This window comes from Pseudoalteromonas sp. PPB1 (assembly GCF_015356275.1).
In the GTDB taxonomy this organism is placed as follows: Bacteria; Pseudomonadota; Gammaproteobacteria; order Enterobacterales; family Alteromonadaceae; genus Pseudoalteromonas; species Pseudoalteromonas rubra_D.
Map to the genome: position 1 here is coordinate 80946 of NZ_JACEQV010000012.1, position 23977 is coordinate 104922.

Annotated in this window: 19 protein-coding genes; 6 read left to right on the forward strand and 13 right to left on the reverse strand. The window is 45.8% G+C overall.

Annotated elements, in window-relative coordinates:
• Positions 1-321: 321 nt before the first annotated feature.
• On the reverse strand, positions 322-1761 hold the full coding sequence (gene rsmF, locus IY568_RS13640; protein WP_194867870.1) for a 16S rRNA (cytosine(1407)-C(5))-methyltransferase RsmF: 1440 nt from the start codon (positions 1759-1761) through the stop codon (positions 322-324).
• 228 nt (positions 1762-1989) lie between these two features.
• Here rsmF and IY568_RS13645 point away from each other — a divergent pair, with 228 nt between their 5' ends.
• Positions 1990-3003 (forward strand): ArsJ-associated glyceraldehyde-3-phosphate dehydrogenase, encoded by a 1014-nt coding sequence (locus IY568_RS13645; protein WP_194867871.1) that lies wholly within the window; start codon positions 1990-1992, stop codon positions 3001-3003.
• Positions 3004-3007: 4 nt separating this feature from the next.
• The gene (arsJ, locus tag IY568_RS13650) at positions 3008-4207 is read left to right on the forward strand and encodes an organoarsenical effux MFS transporter ArsJ (protein ID WP_125561412.1); all 1200 of its coding nucleotides are present in this window, start codon (positions 3008-3010) and stop codon (positions 4205-4207) included.
• Between the two features lie 72 nt (positions 4208-4279).
• Here arsJ and IY568_RS13655 read toward each other — a convergent pair whose 3' ends face one another.
• The 12 genes from IY568_RS13655 to ccoN form a co-directional block, all read right to left on the reverse strand.
• A complete protein-coding gene (locus tag IY568_RS13655) occupies positions 4280-6259 on the reverse strand; it encodes a methyl-accepting chemotaxis protein (protein ID WP_194867872.1) in 1980 nt (659 codons plus the stop codon).
• 453 nt (positions 6260-6712) lie between these two features.
• Positions 6713-7630 carry a tRNA 2-thiocytidine(32) synthetase TtcA gene (gene ttcA / locus IY568_RS13660; protein ID WP_194867873.1) on the reverse strand — a complete coding sequence of 306 codons (918 nt, stop codon included), beginning with the start codon at positions 7628-7630 and terminating at the stop codon, positions 6713-6715.
• Between the two features lie 150 nt (positions 7631-7780).
• Positions 7781-8704, reverse strand: a complete 924-nt coding sequence (gene uspE / locus IY568_RS13665; protein WP_125561406.1) for a universal stress protein UspE — start codon at positions 8702-8704, stop codon at positions 7781-7783.
• A 100-nt stretch (positions 8705-8804) separates the two neighbouring features.
• Positions 8805-9533: an FNR family transcription factor gene (locus tag IY568_RS13670; protein ID WP_125561404.1), complete on the reverse strand. Its 729-nt coding sequence runs from the start codon at positions 9531-9533 to the stop codon at positions 8805-8807.
• A 227-nt stretch (positions 9534-9760) separates the two neighbouring features.
• Positions 9761-10432, reverse strand: a complete 672-nt coding sequence (locus IY568_RS13675; protein ID WP_125561402.1) for a sulfite exporter TauE/SafE family protein — start codon at positions 10430-10432, stop codon at positions 9761-9763.
• On the reverse strand, positions 10410-10592 hold the full coding sequence (gene ccoS / locus IY568_RS13680; protein WP_049865783.1) for a cbb3-type cytochrome oxidase assembly protein CcoS: 183 nt from the start codon (positions 10590-10592) through the stop codon (positions 10410-10412). Before ccoS ends, IY568_RS13675 begins: the two co-directional genes overlap by 23 nt.
• Positions 10589-12964, reverse strand: a complete 2376-nt coding sequence (locus IY568_RS13685; RefSeq protein WP_125561400.1) for a heavy metal translocating P-type ATPase — start codon at positions 12962-12964, stop codon at positions 10589-10591. Before IY568_RS13685 ends, ccoS begins: the two co-directional genes overlap by 4 nt.
• A 5-nt stretch (positions 12965-12969) precedes the next feature.
• The gene (locus IY568_RS13690; RefSeq protein WP_125561398.1) at positions 12970-13461 is read right to left on the reverse strand and encodes a FixH family protein; all 492 of its coding nucleotides are present in this window, start codon (positions 13459-13461) and stop codon (positions 12970-12972) included.
• Positions 13462-13578: 117 nt separating this feature from the next.
• Positions 13579-14544, reverse strand: coding sequence for a cytochrome-c oxidase, cbb3-type subunit III (gene ccoP, locus IY568_RS13695; protein WP_125561396.1), 966 nt, complete (start codon positions 14542-14544; stop codon positions 13579-13581).
• Positions 14541-14726, reverse strand: coding sequence for a cbb3-type cytochrome oxidase subunit 3 (locus IY568_RS13700; RefSeq protein ID WP_010373992.1), 186 nt, complete (start codon positions 14724-14726; stop codon positions 14541-14543). Before IY568_RS13700 ends, ccoP begins: the two co-directional genes overlap by 4 nt.
• 6 nt (positions 14727-14732) lie before the next feature.
• Positions 14733-15353, reverse strand: a complete 621-nt coding sequence (gene ccoO / locus IY568_RS13705; protein ID WP_058795135.1) for a cytochrome-c oxidase, cbb3-type subunit II — start codon at positions 15351-15353, stop codon at positions 14733-14735.
• Between the two features lie 12 nt (positions 15354-15365).
• A complete protein-coding gene (gene ccoN / locus IY568_RS13710) occupies positions 15366-16799 on the reverse strand; it encodes a cytochrome-c oxidase, cbb3-type subunit I (RefSeq protein ID WP_125561394.1) in 1434 nt (477 codons plus the stop codon).
• A gap of 97 nt (positions 16800-16896) precedes the next feature.
• Between ccoN and IY568_RS13715 the strand changes: the two genes are divergently transcribed.
• The 4 genes from IY568_RS13715 to IY568_RS13730 all read left to right on the forward strand — a co-directional run bounded on the left by IY568_RS13715 (position 16897) and on the right by IY568_RS13730 (position 23935).
• Positions 16897-17607 carry a hypothetical protein gene (locus IY568_RS13715; RefSeq protein ID WP_194867874.1) on the forward strand — a complete coding sequence of 237 codons (711 nt, stop codon included), beginning with the start codon at positions 16897-16899 and terminating at the stop codon, positions 17605-17607.
• Positions 17608-17816: 209 nt separating this feature from the next.
• Complete coding sequence (locus IY568_RS13720) at positions 17817-20858, forward strand: hypothetical protein (protein WP_194867875.1); 3042 nt, start codon at positions 17817-17819, stop codon at positions 20856-20858.
• Between the two features lie 61 nt (positions 20859-20919).
• Positions 20920-22014 (forward strand): hypothetical protein, encoded by a 1095-nt coding sequence (locus tag IY568_RS13725; RefSeq protein ID WP_194867876.1) that lies wholly within the window; start codon positions 20920-20922, stop codon positions 22012-22014.
• Between the two features lie 10 nt (positions 22015-22024).
• Positions 22025-23935 (forward strand): hypothetical protein, encoded by a 1911-nt coding sequence (locus tag IY568_RS13730; RefSeq protein ID WP_194867877.1) that lies wholly within the window; start codon positions 22025-22027, stop codon positions 23933-23935.
• Positions 23936-23977: the final 42 nt, after the last annotated feature.

The window sequence follows — 23977 nt, forward strand, 5'->3', positions numbered from 1 at the left end:
CACCTCAAAATACCAAAACCCAGTTATACAAATGCAGCGTGGCTGAGACAAAGCAGTTTAAGGGACAATTGAAATGAGATCCTGCGACATAAAAAACGCCCGACTCTGAGGGAGTCGGGCTTAGGGAAAGGCTCAATTTTGGAGCCATGCGCTAACTTAAAAACACCTTCTAATTACAAGGGAGAAGTAGAAAGTCATTTAAGTGTAGCTAAGGCTTCATAAAATTTACAAACATTTGAAATATTAATTACTTTATCAAAAACAATACGTTACTTACATATAAATGAATGGTCTTAAAATTATCAAAAACTTTTGTTCAGGTTATACCCAAGTTATTAACTGGCCATTGAGTACCAGATCGCGTGGCAGCTTGTTTTTGATTTTGGCTTTTTGCCACTTGCCGAGCCCGACTGGTGCGCCGCATAGTGTAAGTACCACCTCACCCTGTGCGGGTCCCAGGGAACCAAGGCGGATATCTTGTCCCTGAAAGTATGCTTTTGCTTGTGCGGGATCTAATTCAAACACATTACTTGTTGCAAGATGACCGAGGCAGGTAGCAAACTCGTGCTCAAGTTTGACCCCGTTTTTATGGGTTGTGGCGACTTTAATGCCAATTCGCGAGTATTTGATTTTTTCCTGCAGTGTTTCCATGTGTTGAGGAAATAACCATAATTCTTTGTCTCGACTCATGAGCGTGCCAGGTAAAGACTTGATCCCAAACTGTTGCTTTATACTTGCCTCAAATGCTTGCTGGTCTTTTTTGGTGGTGGGCGAAAAGGGAAATTGTCCTTTTTTTGTCTTTTGTTGTGGGTGCTCGACACTGCCTGTTTTTCTAAATTTGGCAATAAAAAAGCCTTCACTGTCGTAGATTTGCGGCCAGACATGTAAGTAGCCTTGTGCCGTAGCTGCTTTGTTAGCATCCGGGAACAAAGTGTTAAGTGGTACGACTTCGATATGTTCTGAGAAGGCCTCGAGCAGGTGGTCGCAGATCTGCTGGTTTTCTACTGGTGTCAGGGTACAGGTTGAATACACCAAAGTACCGCCGGGTTTTAAGGCCATAAAGGCACTGTGGATCAGTGTTTTTTGTACCTCGGCGATGTCCTGGTTCGATGCCAGTGACCAGTTCTTAAGCGCATCCGGGTCTTTGCGCACAGTCCCTTCTCCAGAGCAGGGCGCATCCAGTAATATATGATCAAAACTTTCATACATATAATCACCAAACACCTGACCATCAAAGTGTGACAGTGCGCAGTTGGCCACGCCCATACGCTTTAGCGTAGCGGCCAGTGTCTTTAATCGGGAAGATGAGAGTTCATTGGCAATCAGAATCCCCTGATTGCCCATTAAAGCGGCCAACTGTGACGTTTTTGACCCCGGCGCTGCGGCCATATCCAGTACATGCTCTCCTGGTGTCAAAGAAGTGGCCAGCGCCATAGGTGGCAGCATAGAGCTTGCTTCTTGAACGTAGATACAGCCACTCAGGTGCAGGGCAGTATTACCGATAGGCAGGTTGGCTTCTTCTTCTGCTGTGCGGGTTAGCCAGTAGCCCTGCTCGCACCAGGGAATAGGCTCAATGTGCCAGTTTAGTTGCGCAGCCTGATGTTCAAATTCTTGCAGCGACATCTTTAGGGTATTAACACGGACAGCGCGTCGCAGGCCGGTGCGACAGCTGGCAATAAAGTCATCCATCGTCAGGTGCGCCGGTAGGTAGCTGGCGACATCTGCAATAAAATCATCGGGAATATAAGTTTTGTTGTCCAAAGTCAGTATCTCTTGCACTTTTAGTGACTAGTTTACCACTAATTGACATCACACGGGGATAGACTGACCCCAAGAGGCTATATTCCTCGTAGCAAGGCAATGCTTTGCCATTTATCTTGAATATATGGAAAAACATATATAATATATTTCGCATATTTGGTTTGGAGGGTGAAGGCTTGTCCTGAAACGCTTCAGAGTAGCTCCGGTGCAATTAAAAAGGTAATTCACATGACAATCAAAGTAGGTATCAATGGATTTGGACGCATGGGCAGATTGACCATGCGGGCATTATGGCAATCGGCAGACATAGAAATTGTAAACATTAACGACCCGGGCGGTGATGCGCATACACTGGCGCACCTGATGAACTTTGACTCAGTGCATGGTAAGTGGCAATTCGAAGCGCAAGCCAGTGATGCAGGCACTATGGTGATTGCAGATAAACACATTACCGTAACGCAGCAAAAACAGATCGAAAGCATTGACTGGTCTGGTTGTGATTTGGTCATTGAAGCCAGTGGCAAGATGAAAACCAAAGAGAAGCTGGCGGGTTACTTTGCGCAGGGTGTCAAACAGGTCGTGGTCACAGCGCCGGTAAAAGAAGAGGGTGTACTGAATGTTGTGATGGGCGTCAACCAGCAGCTATTCGAGGCTGAGTCTCACCCCATAGTGACGGCTGCATCGTGCACCACTAACTGTCTTGCACCTGTTGTTAAAGTGTTGCAGGACAACATTGGTATTAAACATGGGTCAATGACCACAATTCACGACATCACTAATACTCAGACCATTATTGATGCGCCACATAAAGATCTGCGCAGAGCCCGTGCTTGTGGCACAAGCTTAATTCCTACTACGACCGGATCGGCGACCGCTATTACTCATATATTTCCGGAACTGAAAGGGAAGCTGAATGGTCACGCGGTGCGCGTGCCGCTGACGAATGCGTCGATCACCGACTGTGTATTCGAAGTAAATCGCGAAACAACCGTCGAAGAAATCAATGGCTGGATGGAGCAGGCTGCACAGGGAGAGCTAGCTGGCATTTTGGGTTATGAAACTCGCCCTTTGGTGTCCATCGACTATAAAACGGACCCGCGCAGCGCTATTATTGATGCTCTGTCTACTATGGTCGTAAATGGGACTCAGGTTAAGCTTTACGTTTGGTATGACAATGAGTGGGGCTATGCTAATCGCACCGCTGATCTTGTGCGCTACGTGATTGCTCAGCGTTGGGGGTAAAAGCGTGTTGCAGCAGTTATCAGCGCCAATAAAGCAGTACCTGGTAATTACAGGTAATTACTGGTCGTTTACCCTGACCGACGGTGCACTGAGAATGCTGGTGGTGCTCTACTTCCATCAGCTAGGTTACAGTCCGCTCGCCATTGCTTCTTTATTTTTGCTTTATGAGGTCTTTGGCGTAGTGACCAACCTGGTTGGAGGCTGGTTGGGTGCCAGAATGGGCCTGAACAAAACCATGAATGTCGGCCTGTTTTTGCAAATTGTCGCGCTGCTGATGCTGGCCGTGGACCCACAGTGGTTAAGTATTGCCTATGTTATGGTTGCGCAGGCTCTATCAGGCATTGCTAAAGACCTTAATAAGATGAGCGCTAAAAGCGCCATTAAGTTGCTGGTGCCTAAAGAGCAGGATGGTGTCTTGTTTAAGTGGGTTGCAATCCTGACCGGCTCGAAGAACGCACTCAAAGGGGTTGGCTTCTTTATGGGGGGCTTGCTGCTGACCCAGCTAGGGTTCCAGGGGGCATTGTGGTTTATGAGTGCGATGCTACTGGTAACCTGGTTGCTCAGCCTGGTACTGCTGAAGCAAGATTTGGGCAAGAAGAAGCATAAGCCCAAATTTTCAGAGATGTTTTCGACCAGCAAACAGGTCAACTGGTTATCGGGTGCAAGACTGTTTTTGTTTGCCTCCAGAGATGTTTGGTTCGTAGTGGCATTGCCGGTTTATCTGGCCAGTGTATTCGGCTGGGATCACTGGTGGGTTGGCGGGTTTATGGCTTGCTGGGTCATAGCGTATGGGCTGGTTCAGGCAAATGCGCCTAAATTGTTGGGCAAGCGGCGCTCTAACACCCAACAGGCATTTATCTGGGTGGCTACGCTTTGTTTGCTGCCTGCGCTTATTGCATTGGCGTTGTGGTATGAGTGGTATGTTCAGATTTCCATTATTGCGGGCCTGTTGATATTTGGTGCAGTATTCGCCGTGAATTCTTCTTTGCACAGTTTTTTGATAGTGCACTTTGCGGATGAAGATGGCGTATCGATGGATGTCGGATTTTACTATATGGCCAACGCCATGGGGCGCTTAGCCGGCACTGTTTTATCAGGGCTTGCATACCAGTACGGTGGCCTGATTAGTTGTTTGTTGATTTCCAGCGTTTTGCTTGTGTTAGCGACAGTACTTACCTACGGATTGCAACGCCATACCAGATGATAAACTCTCCAAAATAGCGTAAGCCAACTGACTCTAACCAGTTGGCTTACGCTGTAAGCAATGGAATGCTATTTATGGCAGCTTGAAGCTGGCCGTAATTTGTTTGAGCTTTCTCGATTGTTTGTCCAGATCCAGACTTGCACTGGCTACCTGATCGGCCCCAGCTGCATTATCCAGTGCGGCTTGTTTAATGGCATCAATGTTGTAGCTGATCTCTTCGGTTGTCGAGGTCTGTTGCTGCGCTTCTTGCGCAATGCGTTTTGCACTTACTGAGATCTCCTGGATCTGTGTGACGCTTTTTTGCAAGCTTTGGGCACTCTCATTCGTAGCTGAGATAGAGGCCTGTGCGACTTCGGAAGATTGATGCATTTTATCAACGGCTTGTGTGGTTGCGTTTTGCAGCTCAAGGATCATGGTTTCAATATCGCCAGTAGATTGCTGAGTTTTGTGCGCCAGCTGGCGTACTTCGTCTGCAACGACAGCGAAGCCCCGGCCGTGTTCACCGGCACGAGCGGCTTCGATGGCGGCGTTTAATGCAAGCAAGTTTGTTTGCTCGGTAATTGCCTGTATCACTTCTATGACCTTGCCGATATTTTGAGCGCCAGATTCTACATTCTTAATTGCACGCTCAGAGTCATTGATCACTTGATCCAAAGTGCTCATTTTTGAAACGCATTGCGCCAAAGTATGACTGGCTGCGTCTGTACTTTCTTCTGCTCTGACACTGAGTAGGGCAACCTGATTAGCGCTGCCAGCAACGCTTTCAATGGATTGAGCTGTAGCACTGATAGCGAGCGCAACTTGCTCAATATTCGCATGTTGCTCTTGTAAGCTGGTATTGGCTTGTTCGCTTGCTGCACTGGTCTGACTGGCTGTGACAGCAAGTTGAGAGGTCGTCTCACTGATAGTCCCAATCACGCCTGTGAGATAACTGGTCATTTGTCGCATCGCGCCATACACACCCGTAACATTGGTATCCTGACTGAAATCCTGGCGCAAGTCACCTGAGGCGATACGTTCACTGATATCACGCATCATACTGGGCTCCCCGCCGAGTGGACGTAACACGGAATTGGCTATTAACCAGGTGGCAATACTGATTGCGATAATTGCAATTCCACCAATTATCGCAATAAACCAATATAACTGATAAATCGGAGCAAATGCTTCAGCTTTATCAATCTCACTCAATAACACCCAGTTCAGATTTTCGAACTTAAAGGGCATATAGGCAGACAAGACGGGGTTACCGTTGTAATCAATGATCAGTTCAGTTTCTGAAAACCCCTGTAAACCGCGCCTGACCGCGTAGGTATCGACGCCGTTTCGGGCAACTGACCCTGCAAAGCTCGCTGTCACACTGTGTGCCGTGGGGTCGAGATATGAATCAGAGCGCATTCTTAAATCTGAGCCAACCAGATAAGACTCGCCGGTTTTCCCCATACCATCGCGTTGTTGCATGATATCGTTGATCGTATCAATGGCAATTTGCAAAGCAATAATAGAGTGGGTCCGTCCGTTAATCTGGATCGGAACACCTATAAAGGCGGCTGGCTCATTATTGCTGGGGGCATATCGCTGGTAGTCAGTAATAAAAAACTGTTTGCCATTGAGTGCATTGCGAAATAACTGTGCAAGCCCGGAATCGCGATAGGGCCCGGATCTCAGGTTGGTCTTATAATCGCTCTCCTGTGCGACGGTGTAACCAATGAAGCCGTCAGTGTCTATAATGAACAAGTCATAAAACCCTTTCTGTTCAATAAAGTGTTTAAACAAAGCATGGTTTTTATGCGCTAATTGAGCTGTAGTCGAATGTACTTCAGTGCTGGCGATTTGCTGCCATTGTGCGGCAATCAGACTTAGGTCTGCCTTGCGTGCCTGAAAGTAATCGTCAATTTGGCGATGTTTAATATGTTTGATCGAGGTCAACTGATTATAAGCTTGACGTTCCAACGCATCGGATGCGGTCATTAAGGATGTGATTGCCATAAATGCGGCGGGCAGTAAGCCAACCAGCAAGAAGGAAATCAACAAACGTAGTTTGGTGGACATGGAGTACCTGACTTTGGGTTGTTTTGCTAATTGCAATTAAAAATGATTATCATCACACATTGTAAACAAAAATCCCTTTAGTGGGAACTCTGATGGGCAAAAAGTTAAAAAAAAGAAACTAAATTCTTATTTTTGTTTCTGCACTTTGCTGTTTACTTCGTTTTGTGTGTGGTTATGTGGCTGGGATCTGCATTGCCGGATCCGGATGCTGGCGCATCCGGAACACTTAATACCTATTTCACTTAGTACCTGTTCAATTTGAAGGAGTAAATATGGCGCTAACGGCGTAAAAAATTGTCATTTAGAACCTTATACCTTAAACATAGGTTCACAAATTTTAGCCTCGCCCACAGGGATGTAGGTGCCTCAGCGATAGCAGGACGCGGGTGCGGTGCTATCGACCCTATTTTCTCGCCTCAAAATGGAACACTAAACTAAGCAAATTGGCATGGTTTAGCTAAGCTCAATAGCCTGGATCTGAACGACTGGTTCGTCCCCATCCTGTGCCGTGCTTTGTGGCGCGTCAGGGAACTGTGGTTTATCGAGCGCAATGTCTCCGCCATCAATGATGTCGTCTTTTTGTAAACCCTGGAAATCAAACAGAGCATGATCGGCAAGATGAGAAGGAACAACATTTTGCATAGCCGTAAAAATACTTTCAACTCTGCCTGGATGAGAGTTATTCCACTCGTTGAGCATCGCTTTGACATGCTTACGCTGCAGGTTTTCTTGTGAGCCACATAGATTACAGGGAATGATGGGGTAAGCCTGGCTTTGCGCATACTGTGCGATATCCGCTTCTTTACAATAGGCCAGAGGACGTATCACCATATGCTGACCATCATCACTCATTAGCTTGGGAGGCATGCCTTTTAACTTGCCACCGTAAAACATGTTGAGGAACATGGTTTCAATCATATCGTCTCTGTGATGCCCCAGTGCGATTTTGGTCGCTCCCATTTCCTTTGCCGTGCGGTATAAGATACCACGACGCAGACGTGAACAAAGCGAGCAGGTGGTTTTACCCTCGGGGATCTTATCTTTTACGATTGAATAGGTATCTTCCTCTACAATCTTATACTCAATGCCAAGGGTATCCAGATATTCGGGTAAGATATGCTCAGGGAACCCAGGTTGCTTCTGATCCAGGTTAATGGCGAATACATCGAACTTAATAGGGGCAACACGTTGAAGGTGCTGTAGCACGTCCAGCAGGGTATAACTATCTTTACCGCCAGACAGACAAACCATGACGCGGTCACCCTCTTCGATCATATTAAAATCGCCAACAGCCTGACCGGCCAGCCTTCTTAAGCGTTTTTGCAACTTGTTAAGGCTATATGCTTGCTTTGCTTCTTGTGAGTGAGACACTCGCCCCCCTATGTAAAAATGACGGCAAAAATAAATAAGGGCGCATTATACCGCCAGACCAGTAAACTGCAATATTAGCAGTGTGAATACACGCAGGCATAGAGGGAGAGGGGACCGGCACTTGACTCCGTGCCGATCTGAGTGATTGATTTATTGTGCGAGTGGGCTTGTGTAACCATCCGGTTTCAGTGCCAGGACGTCACAGTCCAGGCTGTCAATCACGTGTTCTGCTGTATTACCTACGAGTGCTGCACTGAGACCCGTTCGTCCGACGGTACCGATCACAACCAGTTCGGTATTTTTCTCTTTCGCGATATGGGGGATCACATCCTCAGGAAGCCCCTCTTTTATCACGCACTGTGAGTCGCTCAATCCAAAACGTTTTGCCAGCGCCCAGGTTTCCTCTTCGTGATGCTTTTTGACAGCCTCATTATATTGAGACGGATTAAATTCAGGTATCTCAATGGCAATATTCACTGGGGTTGCGGGGTAGGTGTTGACCAGGCTTAAAGAGGCGTTAGCCAGGTCACATAAGAACTGTGCATCTTTGATTATACGGTGATTGAGCGCCTGATGTTGCTCGTCATCACTCACTGCATTGACCGCTGCAAGTATTTCACCTTTTTCTGGCCAGGCATGATCTTTGACCAGTAACACAGGAGCCGGGCATTTTCTGATCAGGTGCCAGTCTGTTGGTGTGAAAATGACAGACTTAAGTGTGTCATGTTGATGGGTGGCTTTAATAACGAGATCAAACTCGTGCTCGAGTACCGTTTTGATGATGGCTTCATAGGGCCGGTTATGCCACACCACTTTGGTCTCTATATCAATATTTTGATAGCCACTGGTGAGCTCTGAGATCCAGGCCTCGCGATCTTTAATCACGGCTTCTCTCATCGCTTCACGCTCTTCTCGCGATAACATCGTCGTCATCTCATAAGAGAAGTCATAAATTGATAAAAAGGCGGTGATTTTGGCACCTGTTTTTTGCGCCAGACTGATAGAACGATCCAGGCTGTTCTGTTGCTGTTTGGTCGGGTCTATGACAGTGAGAATGCGTTTGATTTGTTCCATAATGGACTCCTTAATCTTGCACGGACGATTTCAACTCTGTTTACAGTGTAATCGAAATCGTCTCGGGATAAAGAAAAAGTGAGCCGTAAATTGCCTCAGATCAAAGAGAAATTGCTGCGGCTTTCGCCAGTTCATCAATATCCAGAATCGTGATGAATTTGCCCTCAACTTTGATGATCTCTGCCTTTTGGAAGCGACTTAACAGTCGGCTAATGGTTTCAACGGTCAGTCCAAGGTAATTACCAATTTCGCCTCGTGTCATGGTGAAACGGAACTCTTTGCGAGAGAAACCACGCTCGCCGAAACGATTTGACAGGTTGTAGATGAAGGTTGCAAGGCGCTCTTCAGCGGTTTTTTTGTTGAGCAACAGCAGCATTTCTTGATCATAGTTGATCTCGCTGCTCATTAACCGCATGATTTGTTGTCTGAGTTTTGGCAGTTTGCCAGCCAGCTCATCAAGAGTGTCAAAGGGGATTTCACACACCATGGAGGTTTCCAGAGCTTGTGCAAAACTCTGATGCTGCATCTTATTGATGGCATCAAAACCCACTAAGTCACCAGCCAGGTGGAATCCTGTAATTTGCTCGTCACCCTGTTCTGAAATAGTGTAGGATTTAAACGACCCGGAGCGTACAGCAAAAATTGAGTTGAGTTCGCTACCGGACTCGAACAAAAAGTCCCCTTTGTGAAGGGGTTTTTTACGCTCGATGATTTCATCCAGCTTGTCCATTTCGTTACCATTTAGAGAAAAGGGCAGGCACAGTTGGCTGATACTGCAGTTATTGCAGCTGATAGTACATTGACTTTTTGAACGATTACTTAAATCCATAACAAATCCGTTATCTATGACGCACGTTAATGATATTCTATTAGATGTGGTCATATTTTAATACTTGAACTTTGCGATATCTGGTGTCCAGATATACCATCTATTAGTCGGGGTTTTGGTTCTAAACATTGAAGAACCAAACCGCGTCTTGATCATTTTAGGTCAAAAAACTCCCATTCTCCGACCAGCATAGATGACTCTCATCTAATAGTATTACTGGCTCTAGATTAATGTACTAGTTTATCCGTTGCAATGATTAGTAGATAAAAGCCATACCAAATAAAGATATTGCCTAACGCAATCCGTGTCGCTTTATGATTTAAAAACGTGCTGAGCATTTGAGCGGATTGTCCCACCGCTAGCATGGCCGGAAAAGTGCCAAGTGCAAAGGCCGCCATGATGAGTGCGCCACTTAAACTACTGTTTGCTTGCAGGCTCCAGGTCAGGGCAGAATAGACTAGCCCACAGGGGAGCCAGCCCCATAGTGCACCATAAGCTAATGCTTTGGTTTTTCTGTCTATCGGGAGCAAATACTTGTTGAGCCGAACAAGGCGTTGCCAAAGCAGCCATTTACCAGCTTTTTCCAGCCAGTTAAGGGTGGCAGCCAGGCGCATGACATAAATACCAACCAGCAGCATAAAAATACCGCTAAGTACATTCAGCGTATTTGCAAATAACGTGCTTTGCTTGGCAAATGCGGCACCTAGCCCTGCAACCAGTGCTCCGGCCACCATGTAGCTACCTAGTCTTCCCAGGTTGTATAGTAGTGCCGTCACAAAGGGCGACTGTTTGGTCTGGGCGAGTTGCAGGCTTGATGCAATTCCACCGCACATGACTAAACAATGGCCGCTACCAACCAGGCCCATGATAAAGGCGCTAAATAGACTTATCTCGGTCATTACTTTTGTTGTGTTGCTCTTTATCGTCTTCGAACAGAATGCTGTGGCCTTGTTTATTCAGATCAGAAAACTGCTCACTTTTGACGGCCCAAAAAAAGACCCCGATTGCGATGATGACAAATAAAATCGCGATGGGAATAAGGATATAAATAATACTCATAGTTTCAGTAACCTCAAAGAGTTAGTGATCACCAGAATCGAGCTCGCAGACATACCTATGACAGCCACCCAAGGGGGCACTAATCCCATCGCAGCGAGCGGCAAGATTGAACCATTATAACAAAGTGACAAAGTGAGGTTTTGTTTTATCACTGTTTTGGTTTTTTTAGCGACCTGATGCAGTGTTTGCAATGACTTAAGATCGCTGTTTAGGAGCACTACATCGGCGGTATTTTTCGAAATATCAGCGCCGGTTTCCATCGCGATGGATAAGTGTGCGCTGTTAAATACCGGGCTATCATTTACACCATCGCCAACCATGCCAACAATATGCTGCTGTGCGGACCAGGATTCGACTTGGCGCTGCTTATCTTGTGGCGAGCAAGCATTTTTATAAGTATCTAACCCCAGTTCCAAAGCCAGATCTTTTACAGCATTTGAGCTATCACCGCTAAGTAGGTGGCAGCTCAGGCCCTGGCCCTGGGCATAATGAATTATCTCAGGCGCGCTATGTCGAACTTTATCTGCCAGGTAGAAATCAGCGACTGGCTGGCCATCCACAAACAAAGTTGCTTGAGCAAAAGAGCTGTGATTGCCAAACCAGGCGGATTTACCGATAGCGACAGGTTGTTGATTAAATAGGGCCTTTACACCGCTCCCCGTGACGACTTCCACGTCACTTAGCTGTCTTGGAGACACTAGTTGTTCGGTAAATGCTTTCGCGATTGGATGCTCGGAATAACGCTCCAGAGCAACGGCCAGCGCCATTACATCGGACTCCTGCCAGCTTTTGTCAAGTATGCTGATGGATTCGATAGAGAAACGCCCTTCGGTGAGGGTACCGGTTTTGTCAAACGCCATTCTAGTCAGCTTAGGCACAGTTTCGAGTACATGGCTTTCTTTGATTAGGATCCCTTTACGGGTGAGCGTTGCGACGGCACATGTGAGTGCTGTCGGAATTGCCAAACTGAGTGCACATGGGCAAGTTGCAACTAACACAGAAATGGTCACCCAAAATGCATGGGGTGGGTCTATTTGGTACCAGGCAACCGCAGTAATAGAGGCGAAAATCAATAAGCAGGCGACAAACCACTGCGCCACTTTATCTGTGACTTCGACGATTTTGGGGCGCTTTGTCAGAGCGTTGTGTTGCAGCTTAATGATTTGATTAAGTAGTGTATTTTGACCTACTTTGTTGATTTCAATGGTGATCACGCCATCATGATTGATGGTGCCGGCATAGACCTGATGAGTTTGGTATTTTTTCACGGGTAAGTGTTCACCCGTCATCATAGATTCGTCAACGGTTGTAGAGCCTGAGATTAATACGCCATCGGCCGGGATGGTTTCACCGGGTTTGATCATAATCTGATCGCTCAGTTGCAAGCTTTTCGCAGCAACGATTTTTTGCTCGCCATCGGGCAATAACTTACGCGCGGTCAACGGTAACAGTTTTTGCAAGTTAGCAGTAAATTCGCTGGCCTTCAGTCTGGCCCGAAACTCCAGATATTTACCGAGTAATAGCAAAAAGGTGAACATACAAATGGATTCAAAGTAGACTTCGCCCACAGACATCACTGTGGCATAGCAGCTCGCAGCGTATGCACCAAAGATGGCCAGTGAGACGGGGAGATCCATATTAAGCTGTTTGGCTTTGAGCCCTTTAATGGCATTGGTCAAAAATGGCATGGCCGAGTAGAGGATCACCGGAGAGGCTAAAAATAAACTGATCCATCGAAAATACTGCTCGAAATTGTCTTCCATGCCGGAAAACATGCCAAAGTACATGGCAAACGCAAACATCATGACTTGCATGGTCATGAGGCCCGCAACACCTAGCCGGCGTAAATAGGCTTTAGCGACGGTTTGCTTTTGTGCGGCTTCATCGTCGGCCTGAAAAGGGTAGGCCTTGTAGCCAATTTGATGCAGTGATTTAATAATCTCACTCAGTTTACACTGCTGTGGGTGCCACAAGATCATGGCTCTGTGCGTTGATGTGTTGACGTCAACCCGTGCAACACCTTTCAGTCCAAGTAATTGTTTTTCAATTAACCAGGCGCAGGCGGCACAGCTAATACCTTCAACACTGAGTAATACTTCCTGCAGCTCGCCTTGCTGACTGACAAAGTCTTGCTGAATTTCAGCATTGTCATAACTCAACAGCTCTTTTAATTGTTCCGGGACCAGCTCTTCGACTTTGCCCGCACTGTCGGTTCGAAATTTGTAATAGTCGCTCATGCCCTGAGCTAGAATGGTTTCGGCGACCGCCTGACAGCCAGTGCAGCAGACAGGCTGCGGCTGGCCCTCAAATTTTACGTGAGCAGAAAACCCCGGCGGTACGGGCTCCAGACAATGAAAACAACTGGTTGTCATAGTGTCTACTTATATTCTGGGGAAATGGCGACTTTCTGAGTGGTGGGTAATTGCAGTTTTTCTTTGAGCTTCCAGCTTTGGTCCATAGGTTCCAGAAAAACAGTAAACGCGCCACGATGTGGCTCATCCAGAATGGCGGTGAATTCACCAGCAGCATTAGCAAGCAGGGTCACTTCAAAGTCATACTTTTTGACTGTGCGGTGGTAAAAAGATGCCTTCAATGCATTTACTTTACTGTGATCACCTTTGGTGAACGTAAAGCTTATTCTTTCTTCAGTGACATCAAGATCACCATGTAAATACAAAGCTTTAGCTTTATCGAACTTGCTGAGTTCAAGGTTAATGGCTTTACCTTTTTTATAGTAGTCGTCGACCACCATGTCTGGACCATTACCGACGGCAAAAATCACCAAAAAAACGCAGGCAATAATGGTAACCAGCGGAAAAAACATTAAAAACCAAGGCCAAAAATTCTTATACCAGGGAGTAGGGTTCATAACGACTCAACAGCTTAATTTCAGTGGCAATATTCTATCTTATTTGGGGTTAAATACCTAAAAAAAAGCCTCCGATTGGAGCTTTTTTGATCTTAAATAAACTTATAATCTATTCGATTATTTCTCCTGAGAGAGGCTGTACACATAGGCTGTAAGCAGGTGTACTTTGTCTTCACCCAGAATGTCTTTCCAAGCTGGCATTACACCAGCACGGCCATGACGCAGTGTTTCTTCAACAGCACGTTGAGAACCACCGTACAACCAGATGTTATCGGTCAGGTCAGGCGCACCAAATGGCAGGTTGTGAGCGACAGAGCCCTTACCATCCATGCCGTGACAAGCCGCACACATTGCGAACTTCGCTTTACCAGCATCAGCATCTTTTTGGTTTACTTTACGGCCAGACAAACTCAGTACATATGCAGTCATTTCTTTAATGCCCTGGTCACCCAGTGCATCCTGCCAACCTGGCATCGCAGCAACACGACCTTGCAGTAGTGTTTCTTTGATCTTGTCAGGTGTACCGCCGTACAACCAGTCATTGTCTGCCAGGTTAGGGAAGCCCATTGCACCACGAGCATCTGAACCATGACACTGTGCACAGTTTTGCGCGAACAAACGTTGACCAATTTCAAGTGCTTTTTGATCTTTTGCCAGTGTTTCTATGTCTTGCTCAGCAAATGCTTTGAAGATAGGACCAAAACGTTCGTCAGCAGCTTCAAACTCTTTATCAAGTTGAACCCAGTGACCGTTTGCTTTGGCTTCTTCAATTGCTTTTTTAGACTCCTCGAGAGACGTTACGCCCTGGTTAGAGCTTGTCCAGTTCAAAAAGCCTGCAAAGTTACCTAAACCTGGGTAAGCAGCAAGATAGTAAACAGACCAGATAAATGTTGCGAAGAACATGTAAGTCCACCACTTCGGTAGTGGGTTGTTTAGTTCTTCGATTCCGTCAAACTCGTGACCACAGCTTTCGCCTTCTTCAACACCTGCATAGTTTTTCAGGTTCCAAAGCAGCAAGCCAAAGATCAGAGCCAGACACGCCAAGGTCAATACAATGACCCAAATACTCCAAAAGCTAGTCATTTTTCAGACTCCTTTTCCTCGTTTGAGATTGTGTTATTGTGTTTTTTTTCATCTTCAAAAATGGCATTGGCAGCGTCATCAAAACGACGTTTGCTACGCTTGCTGTATGCCCACACAACAATCACTATGAACAGTACTAAAATTACCAGAGTCAAAATGCCTCTGTATGTGCCGTAATCCATAACAAATTACTTCAAATGTGTGCCAAGTTGCTGAAGGTAAGCAATCAGGGCTTCCATTTCGGTTTTGCCCTTTACTGCGGCTTCAGCACCTTGAATGTCCTCGTCGGTGTATGGCACACCAAAGTTACGGAACACTTCAAGTTTCTTAGCGGTTAATTGACCGTCCAATACATTCTCATTGAGCCAAGGGTAGCCAGGCATATTTGACTCAGGTACCACAGAGCGAGGGTCCATCAGGTGCGCAAAGTGCCAGTCATCTGAGTAACGCTGACCTACACGCGCGAGGTCTGGACCTGTACGCTTAGAGCCCCACTGGAACGGGTGATCCCAAACTGATTCACCAGCTACAGAATAGTGGCCGTAACGCTCAACTTCGTCACGGAAAGGACGGATCATTTGCGAGTGGCAGTTGTAGCAACCTTCACGTACGTAGATATCACGACCTTCCATTTCCAACGCTGTTAGAGGGCGCAAACCATCAACAGGCTGAGTGGTATCTTTTTGGAACATCAGTGGGGTGATCTCAACGAGGGCACCGAAGCTGATGGCAAAAACCGTCAGGATAGCCATCAGGCCAACGTTCTTTTCGACGATTTCATGTTTATTTGAAGAGTTATTATTGCTCATACTCGACACCCCTTAAGCCATTTGTGTGTTAGCGTCGGTGGTCAAAGAGCCACTCTTAGCTGCTACAGTACGGTACACGTTGTAAGCCATTACCAGCATACCAATCACGATGAATACACCGCCCAGGAATCGCATGATGTAGAAAGGCTTAGACGCTTCAAGAGACTGTACGAAGCTGTACATTAAAGTACCGTCAGAGTTAACTGCACGCCACATCAGACCTTGCATAACACCAGAGATCCACATTGCAACGATATACAGAACAACACCGACTGTGTGTAGCCAGAAGTGGGTGTTAACCAGTTTAACGCTGTACATGTTGGCGTGACCAAATAGTGCAGGGATCAGGTGATAAATAGCACCAATAGAGATCATTGCTACCCAACCTAGCGCACCAGAGTGCACGTGGCCGACTGTCCAGTCAGTATAATGTGATAGCGCGTTTACGGATTTGATTGCCATCATTGGGCCTTCGAAGGTAGACATACCGTAGAAAGACAGAGAAACAACCAGGAAGCGCAGTACCGGGTCGGTACGTAGTTTATGCCAGGCACCAGACAGAGTCATAATACCATTGATCATACCACCCCAAGAAGGAACGAACAGGATCACAGACATTACCATGCCCAGAGACTGAGTCCAATCAGGTAGCGCGGTGTAGTGTAAGTGGTGAGGGCCTGCCCAGATATACAGAGAAACCAGTGCCCAGAAGTGAACTACTGATAAACGATAAGAGTAAACAGGACGACCTGCTTGCTTAGGCACGAAGTAGTACATCATACCCAGGAAGCCTGCGGTTAGAAGGAAACCTACCGCGTTGTGACCGTACCACCACTGAACCATAGCATCTACCGCACCCGCATAAATAGAATATGACTTGGTAAGAGATACAGGTACAGCCATGCTGTTTACAATGTGCAGTACTGCAACAGTAATAATGAAGCCCGCGTAGAACCAGTTCGCAACGTAAATGTGTGACACTTTACGCTTGATCAGCGTGCCGAAGAAAACAACAGCATACGTTACCCAAACTACAGCGATTGCAATATCGATTGGCCACTCAAGTTCAGCATATTCTTTAGAAGATGTGATACCCAGTGGCAGCGTGATAGCTGCTGCAAGAATGATTGCTTGCCAGCCCCAGAAAGTGAAAGCGGCTAGCTTATCGGAGAATAAACGCGTCTGACACGTACGCTGTACAACATAGTAAGATGTTGCGAAAAGTGCACTAGTACCAAATGCGAAGATTACTGCGTTCGTGTGTAACGGACGAAGTCGAGAGTAAGTTAACCATGGAATGTCGAAGTTTAACGCAGGCCACGCAAGTTGCGCCGCGATAAATACACCTACACCCATGCCAACGATGCCCCAAATCACTGTCATTATAGCGAATTGGCGTACAACCTTATAATTGTACTCAGTTTGTGATGCTACTGTTTGGCTCATTTTCCGGATTCCGCTGCAATTAATGCGATTAGAAATGATTAACCTGTAATACAGGCCCTGTTTTTTTATTTCAACAAACCCGTTTGAGTTACATCCCGTGGAACAAAACTCTCACCAGCTTGAGAAACCCTTATTTTTGCAAGGAAATAATAATTTTTTTGCAAACGAAAAGATACTACAAACACCTAAAATAATGACATCAATCAAACTTTGTACGAGTCATTTGCTTAATGAGTACGCGAATTGCGCAATATCAAAACAAATTGCAAAACTTAACGCCAAAGGCTGGCTGAAAAGAGTTATTCCACATAAACTGAATGTCTTTTCAAGATGTCACACACTAAGCATTATGCAGAAATTTTGCACACTACCCGGTGTTTTTTTAGCCACTTTCCTGACGGCCTGTTCAGACCCAAGTACCATTATACATGAAAGTTCAGAAAATAGTGAAAGTTCGCAAACTTCCTTGAACTGTGTTGCCTCATCACCATGTAAAAATGGTGATGAGGTACTTTGGAGTTCAGGCAAAAAATTACATCCAGAAACCCCTTTCAACTTGTCTCTGGCTCTCAGTTCGTCCGATTTAAAGGTACGGTCTGCTTGGTTGGAAGGCACTCAAATGTACATGGGTACCATCCCTGTTTTTTTTACGCATCAGCAAGCTGAATTTTGGTCAGCAGAGGTGATGGTAGGCGCTTGCAGTGAACCTGTAATGGAGTGGCGTTTGACAGTCGAACTGGCAGATTTGACGGGGGAGGTTGAATATGTCAGAAATGTCACATTCAGTCTTTATACTACGCAAGAATGAAATCAATGTTGGAAAAGTTCACCTTTGCGTTTTATATTTGTTTACAAAGAAGTGTGTTTTGCAATGACTTTGTTAAGAGTATTGAGTATATTGATGGTCTAAAGTACCCAAATTAGCTTAAGAGTCTCGTTTGACAAAAACATTCGCATAGGCAAATAAATAAAGAAAAACACGCAAGCTATTTAAGGAGACCTCTAGTGGCAAAGCGCATGAATAAATTTACTCCAGTGGCATCCACCATTGCATTAAGCCTGGGCCTTACTGGCTGTAGCTTATTTGATAGTGATGATAACGACCCGATTGTCAATCCTCCCCCAGCTCCCTCCGAAGTCGAAAGTACTGTTGATGCTAATTTTAACGTTTCAGTATCTGGTAAAGCCGTTAAGGGAACTCTTAGTGGCGCTATGGTCAGTGTTAAGACTGTAGACGCGCAAGGCAATATGGTTGATTTGGCTTATCGAACAGCCGCAGGCGAAGAGTCTGCGACAGAAAAAGCTGAAAGCGAGAGTGAAGCCAAAGCAAAAGCTGAGGCAAAATTAATCAGCGGTAACCCAGCAGAGTTGAAAACATCAGCACAAGGCTTGTACGAGATCTTTGTTGACGAAGAGTTTTCTGGACCTTTATACATCACTGTTAAGACAACCAAAGACGGCGATGCATTGGTTAAGTGTGATGCGTTTGCTGGATGTGGTGTAGGTACTGCGATAAAAGTGGATGACGGCTCCGTCTTTAATGACAATGGCAAGGTCGACTTTGGCGAATGGTACAAAGATGATATCGAACTGTCTGTTGTTAAGCTGATTTCCGCGAACGCTGCGGCTAGTTCCGCGTCGGCCAAAAGAGGTCCATCCTATGCAGATGGTGACGATGGTTCTTACAAAGCGAATTTGTCGGTATTTACGTCAACCGCAGCGCGAATTTTGCTTGCTGGAGAATCAGCTATTGACGCAGCTGCTGTTGGGCAAGCGAGCATTCAGGTTATTGGCCAGCTTGTGGGTGACCTTTCTTTAGTTGCTACACTGGCCAGTGACTTATCACTGGGTGGTGTGATTGACTTTACTGATGTCGATGGGACAGAAAAGCTTGACGCCGGTGCGCTCGTGTTGGTACAGGTTGCGTCTTCACTGCAATCTCTGGCTGGTAAAGAAAGCAGAACCGTTGCGGACGTATTAGCTGAACTAACTGGTGATGTTGAACAGGGTAACCTGGGCGATAGCCAGATCTTCTCAAAACTAAAAACTGAAACACAGAAAGCGGGTAAAGTTCTGAACGCGATTGTTTCCGGTGATGAAGAAGCAATTAAAACAGCACTAATTGAAGCAGGTGTTGATGAGTCTGATGTCGATCAGGTTGCGGCTGATGCGAAAGCGGCCAAAGATAAGGCTGTTAAAAACGGTGCTACGTCAGATGAACAACTCCAAGATGATTCGGATAAAGTCGTTGACCAACTTGATGACTTGGGTAACGGTGACACTTCTCTGGAAAGCTTGAATGCGTCATTGTTAGCAAGTATTGAGGCAGGTAAACAAACACTTACTGGTAGTGATGCTCAGTTGAACGAATTTGCTGCGTCATTGGCTGCTGTTAAAGCCCTGGCAGTTGATACAGATACTAAAGAGAAAGCGGTAGCCTATGGCAGTGCTGCGGTTGTCCTGGATACACAATATACCGCTGCGGTTTCAACAGACGTAGAAGGCGATAACCTGGGTAAGTTGCTGGTCCGTGAGCTCTCTGGTGCTGAGCAACTGGTATCTGCTGCCTCGGGATTAGTGATATTAGATGCCGAGTATCAACCTACGCTGACACAAGCAGGAGAGCTGTTAACGCAAGTCACTACGTTGGTTGCTCAAAAAGACCAACTGGGTGCTCAAATAACTGCTGAATTGACTGCGGCCAATGAGAAAATCGCGGAATTTGGTGCCACGCTCGATGTTGCTAAGCAAGCGTCGGATGAAAGCCTGTTAGCAGCGAAGGAAAGTAAGGAAGCCGCAATTGCTAAGAAAGGCGAGATGGAAGTCCAATTCCAGACCGCGATGACTGCTGTCGCAGCAATTACAGATCAAGCTTCCGCTGAAGCTGCGTTGAGCGAAGTGGAAAAAACTCAGACTAGCTTACAAGACACTATTGCAGCTTACCAGGCAGCAGAAACAGCTGCAAAAGCGTCACTGGAGCTGGCTAACACCTATAAAACTATTGCTCAAAACGAAAACGCGTCAACGGATGCAGCTGACCTCGCAATCAATGAGTCGAATGAGTTGATCAGTGAAGCGCTTCTTGAAATTTCCGTATTGCAAGGAAACACTGCGCTACAAATTGAAGACTACAGAATCACAGCGCTGGCCATGCAGGGCACGGACAAACTGGTTAAGATCAGTTTTGTAACCAGAGAGGGTGCTGATGCCACATTTAATGCGGGCGAAGTTATCTATGATGTAATGAAAGATATCTGGGATTCGGGATTAGATTCTGGTGAACATAGTGGCACAGCGCCTGGTTTCCCTGAATGGAAATACAGCTATGACACAAATACATATGCTCTGAATCTGGAAAATACCGAAGGTGACGAGAAGATTGTCGCGAATGGTCAGGTTAACTCTGGCGCACAGAGTAAAATAATTTTCACCTGGTCTGGCAATTTGGTAGCTGATTCTGGTCAGAAAGTTGAGATCCAGTCTCCGGATCTGGCTGAATGTGAGCGCTGGGCGATAGATTCTATTGACATGCCAAATGCATCTTGTTTGGTGCTTAACGTTGATGGCAGCATTCAGAGTGTAGAAGATGCGCGAGACTTTGATATTTCTCGTGGCAAAACGTTCAACTTGGTTGAATTTGTTGATGGCCAGTATGGCTTTAGCGGATACTTCCATTCAGAGCTGACTGCGGTTGACCAGCAAGGTAACCCAGCTCCACTATTTGTTGACGATTCAATTGAACTGGCTTCAATTGTGCTCAAAGGTGATAGTGAGGGTACTGAGTTTACTGCGCATTTCGATATCCGTAATGAGGATAACAACGACGACCTTGGTATGGCTGAAGTCTCGATTGACAATTTTAATGGTTATGTATTTAGAGTTGGTCTAATCGATGAAGCTGGCCCATTGCGCGGCAGTGTTTCACTATTCAACGATACCGAACAGTCTGTTGGCGTAGGTAGCGTAGAGGAAATTACAAACGGTTTCCGTGTTGATTACTTTACTGGTCTGTCAATCGACTATACGGATATTGACTTTATCGGTCAGTCAAACAACTAATGTAAGTCAATTTGAAAAGGGGAAAGGGTTACCTTTCCCCTTTTTTTTAGAAGTTAAGTTTATGACATTAAAAAAAATTACACCTCTACTTTCTCTGTGCTGTCTACCTGTGTCTCAGGCGGCGCTGTCAGCATCTAATGACATACAGTTGATTCACCAGTTTCATAGTGAGATATACACGGAAGCACAACCTGTTAAGGCGTTTGTTGATGATTTTGACAAGCCTCTGACAGATGGTGACAGCGCCTTTACTTACAATGTGTTTGAGTTAGGCATGAAATACAAGGGGTTTGGTATTGGGGCGCAGAGCCGCTTTGATTATTTACTTGCATTTGATCCCGATACGGCCCGTTATACGCATACAGAAAAAAATGATCTGCCATTTGAACGTCGTAATTATCGCTATTATCTGAGAGGTAAGCAGGCGACAACCAACGGGGTTTTTCTAAGCTACGATTTCACGTTGCTGGATGAGAGTTTAGTGATTACGCCAAAGTTTACTTATTTTCAAAGTACGCACTTTCAAGACGCAGTGGTCGACGGCACTATTTTTGCGGATGAAATTGAAGGAAAACTGCAGACTGAGTACTACTTTTCGAAAGATATCCTGTTTAAGTCATTTACACCAACGGAAAATCCGCAAGGAGATGGCTATAGTTTTGATCTAACGTTTAGCTGGCAGATTACGCCGGATTTAGATATTTGGGCAGCTGGTAAAGACCTGATGTATGAAACCAAGTACGAGGGAGCTGGGTTTGTAAATGGATTTACCACGGATATCCCATTCACCGAGAGAGAAGATGGCATAGACACAACCCCCTCTGTCAGATTGCGCACTTCTGCTTATGATCAAGAAATCGAATACACCTTTGAGCGGGACGCCAGATACTATTTAGGCGTGAATTACCGTATTAACAACCAGTTCTCTACCACACTTAAAGCGCGCAAGTATATTGATGATGCGTTTGTTCAGGCAACTGTATCTTACCACTTTGGAGAAAGCTGGGAGTTATTTGGTGGCTATGAAACACATAGCGAGGCCTTAGAGTTAGGTATTAAAACTCGTCATGCTGGTATATCTGTGAAAATGGATAACCCCAATATTGATGATGCGCACTATGTAAATTTGAACTGGTTTCTTAACTTGGCATTTTAGGGGGTAAAAGGTGCAAAAAATCAATAAAATCTTACCTTTGTTGTTAGCTGGTATTTTGTCAGCATGTGGTGGAAGTAGTGACCCGGCCCCAACCGTGGATGATGCAGAGCCAGGGTTTGGCCATGATGTAACTCAAGTTCCTTCCGCTTCTGTGGCCTTCTATGTGCCGAAGTTTGTCGATACGTCGGGGACCCTGTCTGTCACTCAGATAAGCTCAAGGGAAACACAGCAGTTTACCGTTAACGATCTGAACGAAATGACCATCACCCTGGATTCAGGTGTGGTGTATCAATTTGAGTTTCGCCCAAGTTCCGAACAAGTATTTTGTCCCAGAAAGCTTGGCTGTGGTCGGGCCCTGCGTGATGACCCAAATGATCTCAATGGCAATGAGGAAATTGATTTCGGCGAACCGGTGTCTGCAAACGTGTCATATTCTCTTGCGGCGAAACCGGTTGCTGGCCAAAATCAGCTATATTTTTCTTCATATGCAACCTTGCTGAGCGATTCGCAACTAGACAGTACAGTACTGTCTTTGACAAATACACCTGTTTATCACTTGAGTCACAGTCGTATTAACCAGTCATTACAAGCAGAGTATGCGGCTCAAGCATTTACTTCTGCTGATATCATGAGACAACTTAACATTCAGGGCCGTCAGGATGACGAGATCTCGCCTTTGGCTGATGCTTTTGATCTTGCTTATAAGCACAGCGACAGTACGCTTTGGCAAAGTTATATTGATCAAGTCAACGAGTACTTTATAGAAACGCTGTTAGACGAAAAGGATAGCACACTGTTTTCTAGTGTTGTGGACCAGGTTTTGCTGACTGCCAATGAAGCATTGCAGTTACAGGATATGGTGACGCTAAAAGACTCTGATACCGTATTTAACAATGAACTGCTTGACCACTTCAGAGATTCTCTGGGGGTAGTACGCCTTCAAGAAGAGAAGTACAGTGATGAACTAGACACCAAACTGCGTGAAATAGAGAGTGTTGTTTCAGATGATGTAGTACAAGAGTCGTTCTTGGCACTTGCGGAGGCAGTTTATAATGTTGTTGACAACGTGTCTCCAGCTCGCAACTCTGAGCCAGGTAACTATCAGGTTGATGATCTGGATGTAGTGTATACGACTGATCCCTTGTTTAACTGGCAAGTAACTGGCTTTAATAGAGGCTTTGAAGTCAGTATGGACGTAACTATGTCCGAGTGGCGTAAAAGCCCAATTCTGGGCGACCGTATTGTGGGTGTTGGGGTTGTATCAGTTCGCAAGGGCGATGTGTCTTTAGAGGCAGACCTGAACGATATCTTCTTGTTATTTGATGGCTCTATTGATGGAGATAACCTGCAAACGGCCACAGGTACTTCACATTTTGCAGGTGAGGTTACTTTGCAAACTGCAGCGTCGATGACTAAAGCGGACCTGAGATTACATTTAGATCGGGTGCGCTCACCTGGCAATTCGGTTGAAAGCATCATTGCTAACTTGCGTTTGCGCGGTGATTTTGAAACTGTGAACCAGGTGACACCTGTCGCTCTATACGCCGCTGAGCAATCTCCCTATGAGTTCGACACAGCCCTGGATTTAGCGTTCGGGTTACATGTTGATTTTGATCTAAAAGGCGGCCCTGATTTTCAGCTACAGCTGGCAGCTGATCCTAATAATTTCACAAATTTGAACTCAGCTGAAATCAGTTACCTTGTTGGTGGCAGGGTTATGCAACTTGATGTGCGTCGCTCTGGAGATAACAATAATATTGTTGCGCAGGGTAAGGACGGCTATTGGCTGGATATTAAACAAAAAGGGCGTAATTTCACTGGTGGATATTATTACGGTGATCAGCAAATCGGTGACGTAAAGACAGTAAGAGGGGTTCCAGGTGTATTATTCCCGGATGGTAGTTTTGAATCCCTGTTCTGATGGGGTCAATTACTGTTAAAATGATATTTTTATTTGAAGGGC